The organism is Bacillus sp. CGMCC 1.16541 (genome assembly GCF_003184905.1).
GTDB lineage: Bacteria > Bacillota > Bacilli > Bacillales > Bacillaceae_H > Priestia.
Genome location: NZ_KZ821206.1, coordinates 15,956 through 34,838, shown reverse-complemented (window position 1 = coordinate 34,838; position 18,883 = coordinate 15,956). Strand labels below are relative to the sequence as shown.

Here is an 18,883-nt window from a genome sequence, read left to right as displayed (position 1 = left end):
CAATTATTCTAAGGGGGTATCCGATATGTCAGTTGTGAATAAAGATACTGTCGTATTGAAGAACTATATTAATGGAGAATGGATTGAATCACAATCTACTGAGAAGTTAGAAGTCATCAACCCAGCTACAAGAGAATCATTGGCATTTGTACCCGTTTCAACAAAGGGAGATGTAGATAAAGCTGTTCAAGCAGCAAAGAAAGCGTTTAAAGCATGGAAAGACGTTCCTGTTCCGAAGCGAGCAAGAATCTTATTTAAATATCATTCTCTATTGGTCGATCAGCATGAAGAATTAGCAAAACTTGTTGTGCAAGAAAATGGCAAAGCATATAAAGAAGCTTACGGTGAAGTACAAAGAGGAATTGAGTGCGTAGAATTTGCTGCAGGAGGCCCTACATTATTAATGGGTGAAACGCTTGGAAACATTGCAGAAGAAATCGATTCTGAAATGTATCGTTATCCACTTGGCGTTGTGGGAGGTATTACTCCATTTAACTTCCCAATGATGGTTCCACTCTGGATGTTCCCACTTGCAGTTGTATGTGGCAATACATTCGTTTTAAAGCCTTCAGAGAGAACACCGTTACTTGCTAATCGATTAGTAGAATTATTTACACAAGCTGGTGCTCCTAAAGGAGTGTTAAATGTTGTGCATGGTGCACATGATGTTGTGAATGGATTAATTGAACATGAGGATGTTCGTGCGATTTCGTTTGTAGGATCTCAGCCGGTAGCAAAATATGTATATGAGCGTGCTGCGGCACAAGGAAAGAGAGTTCAAGCGCTATCTGGAGCTAAAAACCATCATATTGTGATGCCTGATTGTGATATCGAGAAAGCCGTACAGCATATTATTAGTTCTGCTTACGGAAGTGCAGGACAACGTTGTATGGCATGTAGTGCTGTTGTGTTAGTAGGGGATCAAGCAGACGCTTTCTCAGCGAAGTTACGTGAAAAAGCAGATGAGCTTATTATCGGAAATGGATTAGATGATGAAGTGCTGTTAACGCCAGTTATTCGTCAACAACATCGTGATACAGTGTTGAATTACATTGAAAAAGGATTAGAAGAAGGAGCCGATCTTGTTCGCGATGGACGTAAAGAAATGGATGAAATGCCAGAAGGAAACTTTTTAGGCCCAACGATCTTTGATCATGTTACACCGACCATGACAATTGCAAAAGAAGAAATTTTTGCTCCTGTTTTAAGTTTACTTCGTGCAGAGGATTTAGATGAGGCCCTAGAGTATATTCGAAAATCAAGATTCGGAAATGGGGCGACTATTTATACAAAAGATGCTAAAGCAATTCGTCAATTCCGTGAAGAGGCTGATGCAGGAATGTTAGGGGTAAACGTCGGAGTTCCAGCAACAATGGCCTTCTTCCCTTTCTCTGGTTGGAAAGATTCGTTTTACGGAGACTTGCATGTGAATGGTAAAGATGGGCTGAATTTTTATACGCGTAAAAAAATGATTACATCTCGCTTCGACTTTTAACATATGTATCATAGTGTAGGTTCATTTCAATAAATGTAGCTGTGTGTAGGAACGAGAAATGGAGAGGTGATCATCCATGCTCGTTCCTTTCTTTGAAATACGAGAGTGACTCATATGGTTAAGCTTCTTCAAAACAATGAGACGAGAAAGAAGTAATGGGAAGGAGAATGGATAAATGGTACAAGTAGGAAAAAGTCAAGAGGATTTGCTCAAAAAAGATGAAAAATATGTTTGGCACTCTATGAAACCATATACACCCCATGCCACAATGGTTGTTCAAGAAGCGAAAGGTGCTTGGGTAACAGATCAAGAAGGAAATCGTTTTTTAGATGGAATGGCAGGCCTTTGGTGTGTCAACGTAGGATATGGGCGTGAAGAATTAGCAGAAGCGGCGTACGAACAATTGAAAAAACTTGCATATTTTCCATTAACTCAAAGCCATACACCTGCTATCGACTTAGCAGAGAAGATAAATGAATTATTAGGTGATGATTATGTAATCTTCTTTTCAAATAGCGGATCAGAAGCCAATGAAACAGCATTTAAAATCGCTAGACAGTATCATCAACAAAAAGGAGATACTCATCGTTATAAATTTATTTCACGCTATCGTGGATACCATGGAAACTCGATGGGAGCACTTGCAGCTACTGGTCAAGCGCAACGAAAGTATAAGTATGAACCGTTAGCGCCAGGATTTATTCATGTATCACCTCCTGATTCTTATCGAGGAACAGACGCACCAGATTGTCCTCCTTTGCAGCTACAAGCTGTTCAGGAGATTGATCGTACAATGACATGGGAATTGAGTGAAACAATAGCAGGAGTAATCATGGAGCCAATTATTACGGGTGGGGGAATCTTAATTCCTCCAGATGGTTATATGAAAGCTGTGCAAGAAGTATGTAAAAAGCATGGTGCGTTATTAATGGTGGATGAAGTTATTTGTGGATTTGGGCGTACAGGTGAGCCATTCGGATTTATGAATTATGGTGTGAAACCCGATATTATTACAATGGCAAAAGGGATTACAAGTGCGTATTTACCGCTTTCTGCAACAGCTGTCAAAAGGGAGATTTATGAAGCGTTTAAAGGAAGCGATCAATATGATTATTTACGTCATGTCAATACGTTTGGAGGTAGTCCAGCTGCATGTGCATTAGCTTTGAAGAACATTGAAATTATGGAGAAGGAACAATTGTTCAACCGCTCTAAAGAATTGGGAGCATACTTACTAGGTGAGTTGCAGAGCCTTTTAAGAGATCATCCTTATGTAGGGGATGTTCGAGGTAAGGGGTTACTCGTTGGAATTGAGCTTGTGCAAGACAAACAGACAAAAGAGCCAATCGATGTTCAATATGTTAATCAAGTGATTGCTGAATGTAAGAAGGAAGGATTAATCATTGGTAAGAACGGAGCGACCGTAGCAGGGTACAACAATGTATTGACGCTCTCTCCTCCATTGTCCATTGAACAAGAGGACATTGACTTTATGATTAAAATCGTGACAAATGCGTTAACGCATGTAAAGTAATTGTTTTGTGAATGAGTAAAAAGCCTGTATAATGACATATACAGGCTTTTTTGTGTGCGGAGGTGTTTGTTTGGAGTTATTATTTTTAGGAACGGGTGCTGGTGTTCCCGCTAAGCATCGCAATGTGTCATCGGTTGCGTTGCAGTTACTTCAAGAACGAGGAACAACGTGGTTAATTGATTGTGGAGAAGCAACGCAACATCAAATTCTACATACATCTATTAAACCGAGACGAATTGAAAAAATTTTTATTACTCATCTACATGGTGATCATATCTTTGGCTTGCCAGGTTTACTTGGAAGTCGCTCTTTTCAAGATGGTCAATCAACGTTAACGGTTTATGGCCCACGTGGTATTAAAGAGTTTATTTCTGTTACATTATCTGTTAGTCAAACGCATTTACGCTACCCTTTAAAAGTAGTGGAAGTTGAGGAAGGTATTGTTTTTGAGGATGATACGTTTAAAGTAGAGTGTCAATTATTAGAGCATGGCATTCCTTCGTATGGATATCGAATAACCGAAAAAAGTTTGCCGGGTGTTTTGTTAGTTGAGAAGCTAAAAGAAATGGGGATTGAACCGGGGCCGATCTATCAAAAAATTAAACAAGGTGAACACATTGAATTGAAAGGCGGCGTACATATAAATGGAGCTGATTTTGTAGGTCCTGAGAAAAAAGGAAAAGTAGTTGTGATCTTAGGAGACACGCGAATATGTAAAAGGAGTATTGAGCTAGCGTCTAACGCTAATGTCCTCGTTCATGAGGCAACATTTGCTGGAAATGACGAACAATTGGCTTATGATTATTTTCATTCAACAGCAAAACAAGCAGCTAAAGTGGCAAAGTTAGCAAACGTGAAGCAACTGGTGCTTACGCATATTAGTTCTCGTTACCAAGCAGATGGTATTGAATCACTTTTAACAGAAGCGAAGGAAGTATTTGAACAGACAGACGTAGCAGACGACTTAAAGGTTATCTCGATAAAAAATTAAAAAGCAGAAAGGCCGGGCCAACAGGGGAATCTCCCCTGTTGGCCCGGCCTTTCTGCTTTTTGTATTACGACCAACCGCGTTCGTATTGAACAGGCGCTTGTATGTCTGTTCGTAATTCTTTTGCGGCTGTTCGAGCCCAATAAGGGTCACGTAATAATTCACGTCCAATAAAAATTAAATCGGCGCGCTCGTTACGTAAAATTTCTTCTGCTTGCAACCCACTTGTAATAAGTCCGACAGCTCCTGTTGGAATGTGTGCTTGTTGTTTAATTGTTTCAGCAAACTTTACTTGATAGCCAGGATATACAGGGATTTTAGAGGGAGCAACTGCCCCTGAGCTAACATCAATTAAATCTACGCCATCTTGTTTCATCCAACGAGCAAATGTGACATAGTCTTCTACATCTAATCCTTCTGGTAAATAATCAGAAGCTGATACACGAACGAGTAAAGGACCGTCCCATACTTGTTTCACTGCTGTGATAATCTTGTGTAAGAAACGATAGCGATTTTCGGCTGAGCCGCCATATTCATCTGTACGTTTGTTACTTACAGGAGAGAGAAATTCATTAATTAAATAGCCGTGAGCACCGTGAAGCTCAATGATATCAAAACCAGCTTTTTTAGCACGAATTGCACCTTCTTTAAAGGCACCGATGGTTGCTGTTATATCATCGACTGACATTTCTTTTGGACGCTTCATCTTTTCATCAAAGGCAAGTGCTGATGGAGCAAAAATATCACCATCAACCGTTGCTTTTCGACCAGCGTGGGCTAACTGAATAGCCGTTGTAGCACCGTGTTCTTTTAGTTGAGAAACCAAACTTTGTAACCCTTCAATGTGACGATCATCCCAAATTCCCAAATCTCGAGATGAAATACGTCCTTGAGGCTGAACAGCTGTTGCTTCAAGCATAATCATTCCTACTTGACCAACAGCTCTGCTTACATAGTGAGTAAAGTGCCAGTTTTGTACATAGCCATCTTCGTTATGAGAAGAATACATACACATAGGTGACATGACAATTCGATTTTTAACAGTTACGTTTTTAATTGTATACGGTGAAAACAATTGAGTAGACAATGTTTATACAGCCTCCAATTATTTCGATTTTCTAAACATATGAATTATAGCATTTTCCTCTTCTGCATTTCATCTTTAAAGCTTATGGATCATTGTTGCTTGATTAATTGATTCTCCAAGTTCTTTTGATCGTGCAGTAGCTTCTTTAATGCATTCAATCATGGCTTCTTGATAGCGATAAGTAGATAGTGTTTTTAATCCAGCTTCTGTTGTACCTCCAGGACTTGTTACTTCTTTACGAAGGGTAGAGGGTGATTTTGATGAATGTTTTAGCATCTCAGCAGAGCCAATTAATGTTTGAAGAATCAAGTCTTTTGCTGTTTCTTTTTCTAAGCCAATTTCACGTGCAGCAGCTTCCATCGCTTCAACTAAATAGTATACATAAGCAGGGCCACTGCCTGATAACCCTGTTACGGCATGCAAATCATCTTCTTCTACCGTTGTAACCGTGCCAATAGAACGAAATAGCGTTTCGCTTTGTTTCAGATGATTATCAGTTGCAAATTTGCCTTTTGCAATTGCTGTTGCTGATCGTCCAATGGAAGCAGATGTGTTAGGCATGGCACGCACAATTGCTACTTCCTTTCCAATTAAGGTTTGAATACTCTTTGTAGACACGCCAGCTAACAATGAAACAATAAATTGTTTATCGTTTATAAATGGCTGAATAGATTGTACACCTTCTACCACGTCTTTTGGCTTCATTGCTAATACGATCAAATCGCAATTTGCTACGATTGCCTGTTTATTACGCGTAACAGTGACACCATATGTTTCTTTAAAATAGTTTAACCGCTCATCGTTAGAATGATTAGTTAGATAAATATTTTGATTAGAGAGTTGTTGTCTCTCTAAAAGACCTGCAATCATCGCTTCAGCCATCGAGCCAGCACCAATAAAGCCAATGTTTAATATATCGTTCATAGTAGGATACCCTCCTGTTTTCAGTGAAATAAAACAACAAAAAGACCTTTCGTCGCAAAGGACGGAAAGGTCTTCGAATCCGCGGTACCACCTTCGTTAGTATGATCAATCATACTCAACTCTTATCCCATAACGTGGGCAGACGTTTAGGTTTCCCTAAAAGCTCATGGGTAGGTTCAATCAATAAGAGGATGACAAAGTTTTTCAGCCAATGAACTTTGCTCTCTACACATCATTATTCATTTACTAGTCCCAATCAACGCTAATTTTATTTCTTGTCATTATGCAATGAAATAACTTGCCCTGTCAATATTTACATGAAATTAATTTGAATAGCTTGAATGACAAGGCAAATCGTGTACACTAAAAGAAAGTGACTATGTTAACTAAAGGAGAATGAATGAATGACCACTCAAATTCATAAAATAGTGCTTCCAACTCCATTTGATGTTGGAGATGTAAATGTATATCTTTTGGAAGGAGATAGCCTTACACTAGTAGACGCTGGTGTTAAAACAGAAGAAGCATGGATAAAGTTTAACCAAGAGGTAGAACGACTTGGTTTTTCTGTATCACAAATCAATCAAGTTATTTTAACACACCACCATCCAGATCATGTAGGGTTACTCGATTACTTAGATAAAGATATTAAAGTGATTGGTCATCGAAACAATGAAGTATGGATTGCTCAAGATCGACAATTTTTACATCAGTATGAAGCATTTTTCCTTGAGTTTTTTACACAATCAGGAATCGATACTAAATTTTTACCGTTATTAACCAAGTTGAAAAGCACATTAAAGTATTCTTGCCATCGGTCATTAACGGATATCGTAAAAGAAGGAGATTTCATCTCCGGATTAGAAGGATGGCAAGTAATAGAGACACCTGGTCATGCACAAAGTCATATTGCTTTGTATCATGACGAACAACAGTTATTAATTGGAGGGGATGTTTTAATTGGGCATATTTCATCTAATCCACTTATTGAACCGCCACAATTGCAAGACGAAGAGCGAGCAAAGTCACAAATTCAATATAACGATACATTAAAGCGATTGCTTACATTTCCAATTAAAAGAGTTTATGCCGGTCATGGAGAAGAAGTAGAAGATGTGCATAACCTTATTCATGAGCGCTTGAATAAACAACATGAACGCGCATATAAAGTGTTAAAAATGATAAAAGAGCAACCAAGAACAGCTTTCGAAGTGTGTGTACAGTTGTTTCCAAAGGTATATCAGAAACAAATTGGTTTAACAATGTCAGAAACAGTTGGTCAATTAGATTATTTAGAATCGATAGGTGAAATAAAGGTAGATACAAGTCGACAGCAATGGGTTTACTACGTGTAGTCATGAAAGGTGTGAGTTATAAGTATGCAATCTTTAAAAAGGAAACATGTTGTCATTACAGGCGCATCTGGTGGACTCGGTGAAAAAATAGCATATGAAGTAGCAAAACGTGGTGGAACAGTTACCCTGATTGCTCGTACAGTAGAAAAGCTAAACGTAATCGCACAACAAATTAAAGATCAATACAAAGTAGAGTGTTATACATATGAGTTAGATGTTAGTCAAGTTGAGCGTGTTCAGCACACGTTCACCCAAATTACTCAAGAAGTGGGTTCAATTGATATACTAGTTAACAATGCTGGATTTGGCATTTTTGAATCTGTTGAAGAAGCCAAGCTAGAAGACATCGAAGCTATGTTTCAAGTAAATGTATTAGGTTTAATTGCATGTACGAAAATGGTGTTGCCACATATGATTAAACGAAATGAAGGGCATATTATAAACATTGCGTCTCAAGCAGGAAAGTTAGCCACTCCTAAATCAAGTGGTTATGCAGCTACAAAGCATGCTGTATTAGGTTTTACGAATAGCTTGAGAATGGAGCTTTCAAAAACAAACGTCTATGTCACAGCGGTTAATCCAGGACCTATTCAAACCAATTTCTTTACTATTGCCGACAGCTCTGGAAAATATGAAAAAAGTGTTGAAAAGTTCATGTTAGATCCGAATATGGTAGCGAAAAAAATAGTAAATGCCATGATGACAAAAAAGAGAGAAATTAATTTGCCTGGATGGATGGGTGTGGGTTCTACACTGTATCAGCTTGCACCAAAATTAGTTGAAAAGCTTGCGGGAAATGCATTCCATCGAAAATGAAAAAGGCCGTGTCAACAGGGGAAAGATACTCTGTTTTGACACGGCTTTCACCATCTATGAGACAGTTTCAATGTACGTTAATTTACTTACCAAGAGTTCCCGTTATCTGTGATGTGTGGTTACTCATCTAAAACTTGTTTCGCACGTACACAGGAATCGAATTTCCCTTTATGATTTCCATCGCAAAAAGGCATCTTTTTAGAAAGGCCACATCGACAGAGTGAAAAGGTTTGTTTGGTTTCAAATACATTACCATCTGCGTCAATTAACTCTACATCACCTGTTACACGAAGAGATCCGTTATCATTTACTTTAATTTGTACTTTAGACATAAATACTCCTCCTTTTATGGAAAATAATTGAATGTACCATTTATATTACGCATAGCGACGTCACTTTTCAACTTGTTTTAAATATTCGTCATCGAAAACGAAGTATATTATACTAAATATAAGAAGAAAGGAAGGGAAAGAATGAACATTACGTTTACAGAACAAGCGATTAAAAAGATCAATGAAAGATTTCCTGAAAAGAAAGATGAATTATTAAAACTTAAATATGACACAGATGGATGCGGCTGTGTAGTGAGTGGAATTACTGCATTGTGGGTTGTTAATGAAGCCGATGAAGGTGACGTTACAATTGAAACCAACTTTCGACCCGTATTGGTTGAAAAAAACAAGCAAGTCTTTTTAGATGAAAATATGACTGTAGATTATGTAGAATCCGTAAATGCATTTATGCTTAAATGTCCTAGTCAAATATTAAATCCGCGCATGGCGCTCATTAAACAAATAAGCTGAACTCCTAGGGGGTTCAGCTTATTTGTTCTAAAAAGGAATCAATGACTCTTTCGTACTCTTCTTGATTTTCTGCGTAAGAACGGGCATGAGTGCCAAGGGGAGCTAAATAGAGTTGTTTTGGTTCGCTTTTTTTATCATACAGTTCCTTTGTCATGTTCGGTAAAATGTATGAATCTTCTTCACTATGAATAAACAGGACAGGCTTGTGTATATTTTCCACAACTTGAACCGGTGAAACATCTTTAAATGAATACCCATCTCTTAGTTTTAAAAACACATTGGCAACAGGCATTATTAGTTGTTTCGGCAGATGGAAATCTTCTTTTAAACGGTATGATAATTGCTCTTCAAAATCAGAAAAAGGGCAATCTGCAATGTAGAATGTTGCCCCGTCCTCTACCATCCCTGCGTAGAGTAAAGTTGTCACAGCTCCCATTGACTCACCATGTATTCCAAGTATAATATCATTGCCAAACTGCTCTTTTGTCCAATTTACTACTGTTTGTAAGTCAAACTTTTCATAATGACCATAACTTGTTGTTTTTCCTTCCGAAAGACCATGACGACGATGGTCATATAAAATAACATTCCACCCACGCTTTAAAAATAAGTTCATATACTTTATGGAATTTATTGAGTGTACCGTTACTCCATGACAAAAAATGATGAATCGTTTATTCTCATTTTGTTTAATAACGGTACCAGATAGTTGATAACCAAATGGAGAAGAAAGTTTAAACAACTGCTTAGGCAAGCTATGATAAAGCTGTTCTTGATAAAAGCCCTCTGATGTTTCGCGCTCAATCAACTCTTCATCTGTTTTCTTTTTAATGTACATAAGTCGGTTGGTAAAAAAAATTCCAACTGTTACGACATAACCAATGATTACACCTATTACAATTAACCATTTTTTCATTATTTTAACTCCTTGTGAAAATTGTGACATGATGCATATGTATAGTGTAGCATTTTCACATGAAAGAAGGAACTGAATAGAGTGTTGAATCCTAATAAAAACAATGAATCGATAAAGGGTGTTTAATTAAATCACTTACGCATATGATCAAATATTTCTCGGAAAATTTATAGAGGTGTAGGCTGTTTCAGCGTAAAGTATTTACTGTCAATCTTACGAGATACATATGGTGCAATAAATGCGACTGCTTCTAATAGTTTTGAAGAATCAATGTTTGTTTCAATACCCATCTCATGTAGCATAAATACGACATCTTCAGTTGCAACATTACCTGTTGCTCCTTTTGCAAAAGGGCAGCCGCCAAGTCCACCTGCAGATGAATCAAATCGTGATACACCCGCTTGTAAAGCTGCGTAGATATTAGCAATAGCCATACCTCTTGTATCATGGAAATGAGCAGTTAATAACACGTCAGGGAACAACTGATTTAATTTAGAGAAAAGAGAGTAAACATCTTTTGGATTAGCCATACCGATTGTATCAGCTACACTGAGCTCATCCACACCAGCTTCTACAAACTGCTTACAAAGCGCAATGGTATCTTCTTCTTTCATTTTCCCTTCATATGGACAATAAAAAGAAGTCGAAATACATGCGCGCACAAATCGGTTTTCGTTTTTTAGCTGCTTGATAATAGGAGTTAGTTCTTGCATACTTTCGTCCGTTGTTTTATTAATATTTTTTTTATTAAATGTATTACTTACACCAACGAATACGGCAACTGCATCACACTGTAACTCTCTCGCTAATTCCACACCTTTTTGATTGGGAGTTAACACGATGTTTCGAAAAGAGTCTGAACAAGCAGATACAATGTCTTTAGCATCTTTCATTTGAGGCACCCACTTCGGCGATACAAAAGAAGTTAGTTCCATTTCGGTAAAACCTGCTTGCTTTAACAAGTTAATAAACGTAATTTTCGCTTCAGTTGGTACGAATTGATTTTCATTTTGTAACCCGTCACGTGGTCCTACTTCAATAATGGTTACAGCTTTCGGTAAAGTCATAAAAGAATCTCCTCCTCAAGATAATGATAGCGCTTACTTATTAATTAGTTTAATTTATAATTCTGAGAATTCAATAAAAAATATAAATTTTGACAAAATAAGAGGAATTTTTAATAATACGTCGAATTGCTAGATTGACAGTTATCAAACAGTAAGGAGTTGTTTTACGACATGAGTCAAACAGAGGTAGTTATTGTAAGTGCAGTAAGAACTGCAATCGGTAGTTTTGGGGGAAGTTTACAAAATGTGGCGGCAACAACTTTAGGAGGCACTGTTATTAAAGGTGCTTTAGACAAAGTTGGGTTAAAAGGAACTGATGTGGACGAAGTTATCATGGGAAATGTCTTACAAGCAGGCTTAGGACAAAATCCTGCTCGTCAAGCTGCACTTGCTGCGGGTGTACCTGAAACCGTTTCCTCATTAACGATTAATAAAGTATGTGGATCAGGCTTAAAAGCCGTTCACTTAGCAACACAAGCAATCCTTGCTGGAGATGCTGACGTTATTGTAGCAGGCGGAATGGAAAACATGAGTCAAGCACCTTATTTATTACAAGGGGCACGAAATGGCTATAAAATGGGAGATCAAAAAGTCGTTGATAGCATGATTAAAGATGGTTTATGGTGTGCATTTAACGATTATCATATGGGTGTTACAGCTGAAAATTTATGTGAAAAATATCGTATATCAAGAGAAGAGCAAGATGCGTTTTCTGCATCGAGCCAACAAAAGGCGGAAGCGGCAATTGAATCAAACCGCTTTGCAGATGAAATCGTACCAGTAGAAGTACCTGGTCGTAAGGGGCAGGTTACACTTTTTGAAAAAGACGAGTTTCCTCGTTATGGTACAACTGCTGAAGGATTAGCAAAGCTTCGTCCTGCATTTAAAAAAGATGGCTCTGTTACAGCGGGTAACGCTTCTGGTATTAATGATGGCGCTGCTGCTGTTGTGGTTATGAGTCGTAAAAAAGCAGATGAACTAGGATTACAACCACTTGTAACGATTAAAGCAAATGCAAGTGCAGGAGTAGATCCGAGCATTATGGGAATTGGACCTGTAAGTGCGGTGAAAAAAGCATTAGAAAAAGCAGCTGTTCAATTAACAGATGTTGATTTAGTAGAAGCCAATGAAGCATTTGCTGCTCAATCAATTGCTGTAGATCGCGAGCTACAGTTTGATAAAGAAACGTTAAATGTAAATGGTGGAGCAATTGCTTTAGGACATCCAATTGGAGCAAGTGGTACACGCGTATTAGTCACTCTTATCCATGAAATGCAAAAGCGTGATGTAAAATTAGGATTAGCAACGTTATGTATCGGTGGCGGACAAGGTGTTGCTACAATTGTAGAAAAAGCATAGTTATAAAATGAATGGTAATCCTCCGAGTAGAGAGGATTACCATTCATTTACGAATAAATTTAAAGATGATTAATAGTCTAAAAGAGTTAAGATTGTTTTTATCAGTTTTTAGAAAGCGTTTACAAAAGGAGTGGGAAATATGAAACAAGTACATACATCATTTATTGAAGCGGTAAAGGATATACACGATGGTTCAACAATTATGGTTGGAGGCTTCGGCTTATGTGGAATTCCTGAACATTTAATTTTAGCTCTTGTTGAAACTGGAGTAAAAGACTTGACTGTTATATCAAATAACTGTGGAGTAGATGATTGGGGATTGGGATTATTATTAAAGAATAAACAAATTAAAAAAATGATTGGCTCCTACGTGGGTGAGAACAAAGAGTTTGAGCGACAAGTTCTCTCAGGTGAAATTGAAGTGGAATTACTACCACAAGGAACGTTAGCCGAGAAAATTCGTGCAGGTGGAGCAGGGATACCTGCTTTTTATACACCAGCAGGAGTAGGAACTCCTGTGGAAATGGGGAAAGAAACCCGCGTATTTAATGGGAAAGAGTACCTTCTTGAAGAAGCATTAGTTGCAGACTTTAGTTTAGTAAGAGCTTGGAAAGCAGATCACATGGGGAATTTAATTTATAACAAAACCGCTAGAAATTTCAGTCCAATGATTGCTGCGGCTGGAAAAGTCACAATTGCAGAAGTAGAGGAATTATATGAAACAGGTGCACTAGATCCAAATATGATTCACACACCAAGTGTATATGTACAATCACTCATTATTGGAAAGCAAGAAAAACGGATTGAGCGTCTAACTGTACAACAGTAACAGAAAGGGGAAGGTGTAACAATGATTAAAGATGGTGTAAAAGTAAGAGAGAAGATTGCAAGACGTGCTGAAAAAGAAATTGAAAATGGTTTTTATGTTAACTTAGGTATTGGTATCCCAACTCTTGTGGCAAACTACATTTCTGAGAATAAAACGGTTGTTTTACAATCTGAGAATGGATTATTAGGGATTGGGCCATATCCAAAACAAGAACATGTTGATCCAGATTTAATTAATGCAGGAAAAGAAACCGTTACGGCCATTCCAGGTGCTGCTTACTTTGACAGTGCAGAGTCATTTGGAATGATTCGCGGTGGTCATATCGACATTGCGATTCTTGGAGGAATGGAAGTAGCTGAAAATGGCGACTTAGCTAACTGGATGATTCCAGGTAAAATGATTAAAGGAATGGGCGGGGCAATGGACCTTGTTCATGGTGCAAAGCGTATCATTGTTATCATGGAACATGTGAACAAAAAGGGTGAGTCCAAAATTTTAAAAGAATGTTCACTCCCATTAACAGGTCAAGGTGTGGTTCATCGTATTATTACAGACCGCGCTGTGATGGATGTGACACCACAAGGACTAAAGTTAGTAGAAGTTGCAAAAGGCTATACAGTTGAAGAAGTAGTAGCATCAACTGAACCAAGCCTAATTGTTGATGAAACGGTAAAAGTAGACGCTTATTAATTGTTGAACTATTTCTGATTTGTGACGCCATATGGTATACTATGTTCAACATCAACGATGTGAGTGAGGGGTTACAATGGCAAAACAAAAGAAGAAATCAGAAGATCAACTAAGCTTAAAGGATCAATTAGATACAAGTTTGCTAGAGCAGCTTAAGCAAAAAAAGAAAGCACTTGAAGCAAAGGAAGTAGTGAAGCAAGAAGAAGAGCGTAAAAAGCGTGAAGAAGCACGTAAGCAAGCGGAGAAAAACAAAACGTTTGAGCAACTTTTAGGTGAAAGTGACTTGAACTGGAAGCAGTTTAAATAATAACATCTGTTGTCTCATCTGTTTGTTGATTTGATAAAAGAGCCATGTGATAGGTTGTGTCAAAAGGCGATATATGTCCGCTTGTTGACACAACCTTTTTTGTTTTTAACGGTGACTATCGTACACAACCGATTTAGAAAGAGACTGAATGAGTTGATATTCTTCCATTGTTAGTTTCTTGTAACCTATTGCTTCAATGTTTTCTTGTACTTGTTGAATGCTACTTGCACCTGCAATCACAGAAGCGACAGTTGAAGAATGTAAGCAATATTGTAAAGCTGTTGCATTGAATGACTCATCTCCTCGGATTTCTCGAAGCTTTGGAAGGAGTTGTTCTAGCTCTTCACTCGTATAATCTAAGTAACCTTTTTCCGTTAGTTTCTCCATTGCTTTGTTTGTTAATAGTCCTTTAGCAACAGGACCACGTGCAACCACACTAATGTGGCGGTCCGCAAGTAGATGTAGAATGGTTTCTTCAGGACGACGGTCTAAGATGCTATATTGCATCATCACACTGACGATAGAAGATTTCTTCACATATTCACGAATGACGTTTGGCCGGATAGAGGAAATCCCATATTGACGAATAACTCCTTCTTGCTTTAAGTCTTCGAATGCTTCAATGGTTTCATCAATGTTATCTTCAATGGTGCCACCATGAAGCTGGTACAAATCGATGTAGTCTGTTTGAAGTCTTCTTAAACTATCTTTTACAGCTTTTTTTATGTACGCTTTTGATGGATCCCAACTCCAGCCCTCTTGCCCTTTTGTCCACTTGTTTCCGACTTTTGTTGCTAAAATGAGGTCATGACGCCTTTCTTTTATGGCTTTTCCAACAAACTCTTCATTCAATCCAAAATCGTATAAATCCGCTGTATCTAAATAATTAATACCACAATCGATAGCATAGTCAATGATGTTAATTGCTTGCTTTTCCTCTTTACCTAAAGACATACATCCTAACCCTAATGTACTTACAAATAAATCTGATGTACCTAGTTGGCGTTTCTCCACTAGATTCACTCCTCATGAATGATTTAAGTTACTCTCTCTCATTGTAGCTTGTGTGACAGTGAGAACTCAAATGTAGTGGTTAAACAAATGAAAAGAGCTAACAATAAATTGTCAGCTCTTTTCATTTTGATGGATATGTTCAATCCAGTCGTTCATATATTCAAAGTGATTACTATATTCTTTTAGTTTTTGACGAATCTCCCATGCTTTTCCTACTAAAATAATTTGCTTTTCTTGTACATAAACTTTCATTTTCCTACCCCCTAAGCATCGTATGATAGAATATATGTAGGAAAGAAAAAAATAGAACGAGGTGTATAAAATGAAACATTTAATCGAAAAAACAGTGTCGTCAGAAAAGCTTTTCGAAGGTCGTGTCATTGATTTGTATCATGAAGAAGTAGAGCTCCCTAATGGTAAAACAAGCAAACGTGAAATTGTGAAGCATCCTGGGGCAGTGGCGGTAATTGGTCTTACTCCTGATCATAAAATGGTCATGGTCAAACAATATCGAAAAGCAATGGATCGTATTCTTGTTGAAATCCCTGCTGGAAAGTTAGAAAAAGGGGAAGAACCTATCGTAACTGCCAAGCGAGAACTAGAAGAAGAAACAGGTTACACGTGTGAATCGTTACGTCACATCATTTCTTTCTATACATCGCCAGGATTCGCAGATGAGCTTGTTCATTTGTATATTACAGAAGACCTTAAAGAGATGGAGAACAAAGCAGAGCTAGATGAGGATGAATTCGTTGAAGTGTTGCATCTTACGTTAGAAGAAGCTTTAACATATGTTCAAAACCAACAAATTTACGATGCCAAAACAGCTTATGCAGTGCAGTACTTACAGTTAAGAAGCGTACTAGGAGAGTAAGCGTCATATCGATTTTTAGGGTGAAATTTTGAGATAGAATCATATATTATTCCCTCTATCATATACTCTACTAAGAGATTGATAGGAGGATACCGATGAAGAGAAGACCATTTCAAAAAGCATCTATTTCCCACTTTCGTGAAAATAGTTCCATTTATTTATTTGTCATTATCTTATTTCTGATGGGTGTCATATTCGGGGCAATTGTCGTAAATAGTTTGAGTCTAGAGCAGAAGCAGGACTTATATTTTTATTTAAATCGCTTCTTTGGACAAGTGTTAGAAGGTGAAGTAGCAAGTAGTTCTGAAATGTTTCAACAAAGTTTCTTTCACAACTTAAAATATTTAGGCTTCATTTGGATATTAGGTATCTCTATTATTGGTTTACCAATTGTACTGGTCTTATTGTTTTTAAAAGGAATGGTGATTGGCTTTACCGTAGGCTTTTTAGTGAATCAAATGGAGTTGCAAGGTTTTGCTGTTTCATTTGTATCCATCATGCCTCAAAATATGTTCTTAATACCCGCTTTTATTATTTTATCAACCGCTTCTGTCGCTTTTTCTTTAAAGTTAATTCGTCAGCAGTTCTTCAAAGGAATGAATGAGCCGGTTTCTGCTGCTTTTTTACGCTATAGCATCACAATGGTAGTGGCAGTCATTTTCATTACAGGTGCTGCAACAGTGGAAGGATATGTGTCACCACTATTAATGAAAACAGTTATGTCAGCGATCCAAAGATAATAATTATTATTAAATAATAGTGTTTATTTTTATTTATTTATAATGATTTTATTTTGACACTTCCCTTACATTTGATATAATAGACAAGTAGTGGCGAGGGAGGGAATGTTGATGGAAAGTAGAGTTGAAAGAATAAAACAACAGTTGCACTCAGCCAGTTATAAATTAACACCTCAACGTGAGGCGACTGTGAGAGTACTCCTTGAACATGAAGAGGACCATTTGAGTGCTGAAGATGTTTATCTCCTCGTCAAGGAAAAATCCCCAGAGATTGGGCTTGCAACTGTATATCGAACGCTGGAATTACTTACAGAATTAAAAGTTGTAGATAAAATAAACTTTGGTGATGGAGTGTCACGCTATGATCTTCGTAAAGAAGGAGCGGCTCATTTTCATCATCACTTAGTTTGCATTGAGTGTGGTTCGGTTGATGAAATTCAAGACGATTTACTTGAAGATGTAGAAGAAATTGTTGAAAATCAATGGAAGTTTAAAATTAAAGATCATCGCTTAACGTTCCACGGTATTTGCTATCGTTGTCAAGAGAAAGATAGTGAGAATAGTGATGAAGCCAATTAACATAAAACCTTTTCCATCTTGGAGAAGGTTTTATTTGTGTTTCTAATGAAAAATAATGAAAAGGAATGTGGATTCACTCTGACCCACTCAAACCAATTCGACCAATTTAATAGTATGTATAAAACATGTCCATCTTGGCATATCTTCTAATAACTAATAACAATGGAGGATATATGAATGAAATCATGGATGGAATTATTATATAATACTTGTAAAGTCTTTGTTTTGTTTACAGGGTTCACTGTGTTGTTTTACTATGGAATGATTTGGGTTCATAAAGAATATGAGAGTTATCAAAGATATGATGAGCCTAAAGGAGCTGCGATCAAAGTAATGAGTATGCATGTGGATGAGGAGCAAACATGGTTGCAACGATTATTAATGTTTTATCAAACTGGGGAGTAGAGTGTATTGAACGATCAAATTCAAGATTTTATTCATTACTTAGTAGTAGAGAGAGGATTAGCGAAAAATACAATTGATTCGTATGAACGAGATTTAAAAAAGTACGTGCAATTTCTTAAGAGCGTGGAGCAATTGCAATCTGTTAATGAGATATCACGTACACACATCATTGCTTTTTTACGTTATTTAAAAGAGGAGCAAAAATCGTCTAAAACGATTGCTAGACATATTGCTTCCATTCGTTCGTTTCATCAATTTTTATTGAGAGAGAAAGTGGCAGAGCAAGACCCTACAGTTCATATTGAAACGCCTCAATCAGAGCGGAAATTGCCCAAGGTATTAACAACAGAAGAAGTAGACGCGTTGCTGTTAGCTTCTGATACTCGTACTCCATTAGGGATAAGAGATAAAGCCATGCTTGAAGTGTTATATGCAACAGGGATTCGAGTATCTGAGTTAGTAAACCTTAATCTATCTGATATTCACCTTACAATGGGCTTTATTCGATGCTTAGGAAAAGGGAACAAAGAGAGAATCGTGCCAATTGGACGGATGGCGACAGAGATGATTACGACATACTTAAATCAAGCTCGGCCAACGTTAGCGAAACAGAAGAATACGGATGAATCGTTATTTTTAAATCATCATGGCAAGCGTTTAACAAGACAAGGTTTTTGGAAAATTTTAAAAAAGCTTGCAAGAGAAGCGAGGATTGAAAAAGAGTTAACGCCTCATACGTTGCGCCATTCTTTTGCTACACATTTATTAGAAAATGGCGCTGACTTAAGAGCTGTACAAGAGATGTTGGGACATGCTGATATTTCGACAACGCAAATTTATACGCATGTAACAAAAGCACGTTTAAAAGATGTATATAATCAATTCCACCCAAGAGCTTAATTAACGGTGAGCCTACTTTCATTTCATTCCGCCAAGGAAACAAACCAACATAAGTGGTGGATAACGATGGAATGAAAAGTGGGCTTTATTTATTTTTTGTAACCGCTTTTAAAATGATGTACAAACAGATTGAAAACATTTATACTTAGGTTGTCAGACTTCTGACGTGTTGGAGTTTTGGTTAAATGAATTTGTTGTGGG

22 protein-coding genes and 1 other annotated feature are annotated in these 18,883 nt (G+C 37.4%); of the genes, 15 read left to right on the top strand and 7 right to left on the bottom strand.

What is annotated here, in order from left to right; all coding sequences use genetic code 11:
* The first annotated feature begins 25 nt into the window (after positions 1 to 25).
* The 3 genes from DIS06_RS00205 (at position 26) to rnz (ending at position 4,020) form a co-directional block, all read left to right on the top strand.
* Complete coding sequence (locus DIS06_RS00205) at positions 26 to 1,495, top strand: CoA-acylating methylmalonate-semialdehyde dehydrogenase (RefSeq protein WP_110111239.1); 1,470 nt, start codon at positions 26 to 28, stop codon at positions 1,493 to 1,495.
* A 175-nt stretch (positions 1,496 to 1,670) separates the two neighbouring features.
* Positions 1,671 to 3,029, top strand: a complete 1,359-nt coding sequence (locus DIS06_RS00200) for an aspartate aminotransferase family protein (protein ID WP_110111238.1) — start codon at positions 1,671 to 1,673, stop codon at positions 3,027 to 3,029.
* Positions 3,030 to 3,099: 70 nt separating this feature from the next.
* On the top strand, positions 3,100 to 4,020 hold the full coding sequence (rnz, locus tag DIS06_RS00195; RefSeq protein ID WP_110111237.1) for a ribonuclease Z: 921 nt from the start codon (positions 3,100 to 3,102) through the stop codon (positions 4,018 to 4,020).
* A gap of 64 nt (positions 4,021 to 4,084) precedes the next feature.
* Here rnz and namA read toward each other — a convergent pair whose 3' ends face one another.
* Entirely contained in the window at positions 4,085 to 5,104 is a 1,020-nt protein-coding gene (gene namA, locus DIS06_RS00190; RefSeq protein WP_110111236.1) for an NADPH dehydrogenase NamA, read from the bottom strand.
* Between the two features lie 75 nt (positions 5,105 to 5,179).
* Positions 5,180 to 6,028, bottom strand: a complete 849-nt coding sequence (gene proI, locus DIS06_RS00185; protein ID WP_110111235.1) for a pyrroline-5-carboxylate reductase ProI — start codon at positions 6,026 to 6,028, stop codon at positions 5,180 to 5,182.
* A gap of 54 nt (positions 6,029 to 6,082) precedes the next feature.
* Positions 6,083 to 6,297, bottom strand: a binding site (T-box leader).
* A gap of 135 nt (positions 6,298 to 6,432) precedes the next feature.
* On the opposite strand from proI, the gene DIS06_RS00180 reads away from it, so the two are divergent.
* Entirely contained in the window at positions 6,433 to 7,383 is a 951-nt protein-coding gene (locus DIS06_RS00180; RefSeq protein ID WP_110111234.1) for an MBL fold metallo-hydrolase, read from the top strand.
* Positions 7,384 to 7,407: 24 nt separating this feature from the next.
* On the top strand, positions 7,408 to 8,199 hold the full coding sequence (locus DIS06_RS00175; protein WP_110111233.1) for an SDR family NAD(P)-dependent oxidoreductase: 792 nt from the start codon (positions 7,408 to 7,410) through the stop codon (positions 8,197 to 8,199).
* Between the two features lie 119 nt (positions 8,200 to 8,318).
* Here DIS06_RS00175 and DIS06_RS00170 read toward each other — a convergent pair whose 3' ends face one another.
* Positions 8,319 to 8,531, bottom strand: a complete 213-nt coding sequence (locus DIS06_RS00170) for a CDGSH iron-sulfur domain-containing protein (protein WP_110111232.1) — start codon at positions 8,529 to 8,531, stop codon at positions 8,319 to 8,321.
* A gap of 141 nt (positions 8,532 to 8,672) precedes the next feature.
* On the opposite strand from DIS06_RS00170, the gene DIS06_RS00165 reads away from it, so the two are divergent.
* Entirely contained in the window at positions 8,673 to 9,002 is a 330-nt protein-coding gene (locus DIS06_RS00165; protein WP_110111231.1) for an iron-sulfur cluster biosynthesis family protein, read from the top strand.
* A gap of 13 nt (positions 9,003 to 9,015) precedes the next feature.
* On the opposite strand, the gene DIS06_RS00160 is transcribed toward DIS06_RS00165, so the two are convergent.
* Complete coding sequence (locus DIS06_RS00160; protein ID WP_110111230.1) at positions 9,016 to 9,918, bottom strand: alpha/beta hydrolase; 903 nt, start codon at positions 9,916 to 9,918, stop codon at positions 9,016 to 9,018.
* A 167-nt stretch (positions 9,919 to 10,085) separates the two neighbouring features.
* Complete coding sequence (locus DIS06_RS00155) at positions 10,086 to 10,985, bottom strand: hydroxymethylglutaryl-CoA lyase (RefSeq protein WP_110111229.1); 900 nt, start codon at positions 10,983 to 10,985, stop codon at positions 10,086 to 10,088.
* A gap of 171 nt (positions 10,986 to 11,156) precedes the next feature.
* Between DIS06_RS00155 and DIS06_RS00150 the strand changes: the two genes are divergently transcribed.
* From DIS06_RS00150 to DIS06_RS00135, 4 genes are all read left to right on the top strand, one after another.
* A complete protein-coding gene (locus DIS06_RS00150; RefSeq protein WP_110111228.1) occupies positions 11,157 to 12,344 on the top strand; it encodes an acetyl-CoA C-acetyltransferase in 1,188 nt (395 codons plus the stop codon).
* A 139-nt stretch (positions 12,345 to 12,483) separates the two neighbouring features.
* Positions 12,484 to 13,173: a CoA transferase subunit A gene (locus tag DIS06_RS00145; protein ID WP_110111227.1), complete on the top strand. Its 690-nt coding sequence runs from the start codon at positions 12,484 to 12,486 to the stop codon at positions 13,171 to 13,173.
* Positions 13,174 to 13,194: 21 nt separating this feature from the next.
* A complete protein-coding gene (locus DIS06_RS00140; RefSeq protein ID WP_110111226.1) occupies positions 13,195 to 13,863 on the top strand; it encodes a CoA transferase subunit B in 669 nt (222 codons plus the stop codon).
* Between the two features lie 76 nt (positions 13,864 to 13,939).
* Positions 13,940 to 14,170, top strand: coding sequence for a YqkE family protein (locus DIS06_RS00135; protein WP_110111225.1), 231 nt, complete (start codon positions 13,940 to 13,942; stop codon positions 14,168 to 14,170).
* Between the two features lie 105 nt (positions 14,171 to 14,275).
* Here DIS06_RS00135 and DIS06_RS00130 read toward each other — a convergent pair whose 3' ends face one another.
* Positions 14,276 to 15,184: an aldo/keto reductase gene (locus tag DIS06_RS00130; protein ID WP_110111224.1), complete on the bottom strand. Its 909-nt coding sequence runs from the start codon at positions 15,182 to 15,184 to the stop codon at positions 14,276 to 14,278.
* 111 nt (positions 15,185 to 15,295) lie between these two features.
* The gene (gene mciZ / locus DIS06_RS00125; RefSeq protein WP_110111223.1) at positions 15,296 to 15,436 is read right to left on the bottom strand and encodes a Z-ring formation inhibitor MciZ; all 141 of its coding nucleotides are present in this window, start codon (positions 15,434 to 15,436) and stop codon (positions 15,296 to 15,298) included.
* A 70-nt stretch (positions 15,437 to 15,506) separates the two neighbouring features.
* On the opposite strand from mciZ, the gene DIS06_RS00120 reads away from it, so the two are divergent.
* The 5 genes from DIS06_RS00120 to xerD all read left to right on the top strand — a co-directional run bounded on the left by DIS06_RS00120 (position 15,507) and on the right by xerD (position 18,682).
* Positions 15,507 to 16,058, top strand: a complete 552-nt coding sequence (locus DIS06_RS00120) for an NUDIX hydrolase (RefSeq protein ID WP_110111222.1) — start codon at positions 15,507 to 15,509, stop codon at positions 16,056 to 16,058.
* Positions 16,059 to 16,153: 95 nt separating this feature from the next.
* Complete coding sequence (spoIIM, locus tag DIS06_RS00115) at positions 16,154 to 16,798, top strand: stage II sporulation protein M (RefSeq protein ID WP_110111221.1); 645 nt, start codon at positions 16,154 to 16,156, stop codon at positions 16,796 to 16,798.
* 111 nt (positions 16,799 to 16,909) lie between these two features.
* Positions 16,910 to 17,377, top strand: a complete 468-nt coding sequence (gene fur / locus DIS06_RS00110) for a ferric iron uptake transcriptional regulator (protein WP_110111220.1) — start codon at positions 16,910 to 16,912, stop codon at positions 17,375 to 17,377.
* A 177-nt stretch (positions 17,378 to 17,554) separates the two neighbouring features.
* Positions 17,555 to 17,782, top strand: coding sequence for a YqzK family protein (locus DIS06_RS00105; RefSeq protein WP_110111219.1), 228 nt, complete (start codon positions 17,555 to 17,557; stop codon positions 17,780 to 17,782).
* A 6-nt stretch (positions 17,783 to 17,788) separates the two neighbouring features.
* Positions 17,789 to 18,682 carry a site-specific tyrosine recombinase XerD gene (gene xerD / locus DIS06_RS00100; RefSeq protein ID WP_110111218.1) on the top strand — a complete coding sequence of 298 codons (894 nt, stop codon included), beginning with the start codon at positions 17,789 to 17,791 and terminating at the stop codon, positions 18,680 to 18,682.
* The last annotated feature ends 201 nt before the right edge of the window (positions 18,683 to 18,883 follow it).

What these genes read in the sequence shown, in the direction of transcription:
- DIS06_RS00205 (WP_110111239.1), top strand. Translation starts at nt 26, where the DNA reads ATGTCAGTTGTGAATAAAGATACTGTCGTATTGAAGAACTATATTAAT.
- DIS06_RS00200 (WP_110111238.1), top strand. Translation starts at nt 1,671, where the DNA reads ATGGTACAAGTAGGAAAAAGTCAAGAGGATTTGCTCAAAAAAGATGAA.
- proI (WP_110111235.1), bottom strand. Translation starts at nt 6,028, where the DNA reads ATGAACGATATATTAAACATTGGCTTTATTGGTGCTGGCTCGATGGCT.
- DIS06_RS00180 (WP_110111234.1), top strand. Translation starts at nt 6,433, where the DNA reads ATGACCACTCAAATTCATAAAATAGTGCTTCCAACTCCATTTGATGTT.
- DIS06_RS00175 (WP_110111233.1), top strand. Translation starts at nt 7,408, where the DNA reads ATGCAATCTTTAAAAAGGAAACATGTTGTCATTACAGGCGCATCTGGT.
- DIS06_RS00170 (WP_110111232.1), bottom strand. Translation starts at nt 8,531, where the DNA reads ATGTCTAAAGTACAAATTAAAGTAAATGATAACGGATCTCTTCGTGTA.
- DIS06_RS00165 (WP_110111231.1), top strand. Translation starts at nt 8,673, where the DNA reads ATGAACATTACGTTTACAGAACAAGCGATTAAAAAGATCAATGAAAGA.
- DIS06_RS00160 (WP_110111230.1), bottom strand. Translation starts at nt 9,918, where the DNA reads ATGAAAAAATGGTTAATTGTAATAGGTGTAATCATTGGTTATGTCGTA.
- DIS06_RS00155 (WP_110111229.1), bottom strand. Translation starts at nt 10,985, where the DNA reads ATGACTTTACCGAAAGCTGTAACCATTATTGAAGTAGGACCACGTGAC.
- DIS06_RS00150 (WP_110111228.1), top strand. Translation starts at nt 11,157, where the DNA reads ATGAGTCAAACAGAGGTAGTTATTGTAAGTGCAGTAAGAACTGCAATC.
- DIS06_RS00145 (WP_110111227.1), top strand. Translation starts at nt 12,484, where the DNA reads ATGAAACAAGTACATACATCATTTATTGAAGCGGTAAAGGATATACAC.
- DIS06_RS00140 (WP_110111226.1), top strand. Translation starts at nt 13,195, where the DNA reads ATGATTAAAGATGGTGTAAAAGTAAGAGAGAAGATTGCAAGACGTGCT.
- DIS06_RS00135 (WP_110111225.1), top strand. Translation starts at nt 13,940, where the DNA reads ATGGCAAAACAAAAGAAGAAATCAGAAGATCAACTAAGCTTAAAGGAT.
- mciZ (WP_110111223.1), bottom strand. Translation starts at nt 15,436, where the DNA reads ATGAAAGTTTATGTACAAGAAAAGCAAATTATTTTAGTAGGAAAAGCA.
- DIS06_RS00120 (WP_110111222.1), top strand. Translation starts at nt 15,507, where the DNA reads ATGAAACATTTAATCGAAAAAACAGTGTCGTCAGAAAAGCTTTTCGAA.
- spoIIM (WP_110111221.1), top strand. Translation starts at nt 16,154, where the DNA reads ATGAAGAGAAGACCATTTCAAAAAGCATCTATTTCCCACTTTCGTGAA.
- fur (WP_110111220.1), top strand. Translation starts at nt 16,910, where the DNA reads ATGGAAAGTAGAGTTGAAAGAATAAAACAACAGTTGCACTCAGCCAGT.
- DIS06_RS00105 (WP_110111219.1), top strand. Translation starts at nt 17,555, where the DNA reads ATGAAATCATGGATGGAATTATTATATAATACTTGTAAAGTCTTTGTT.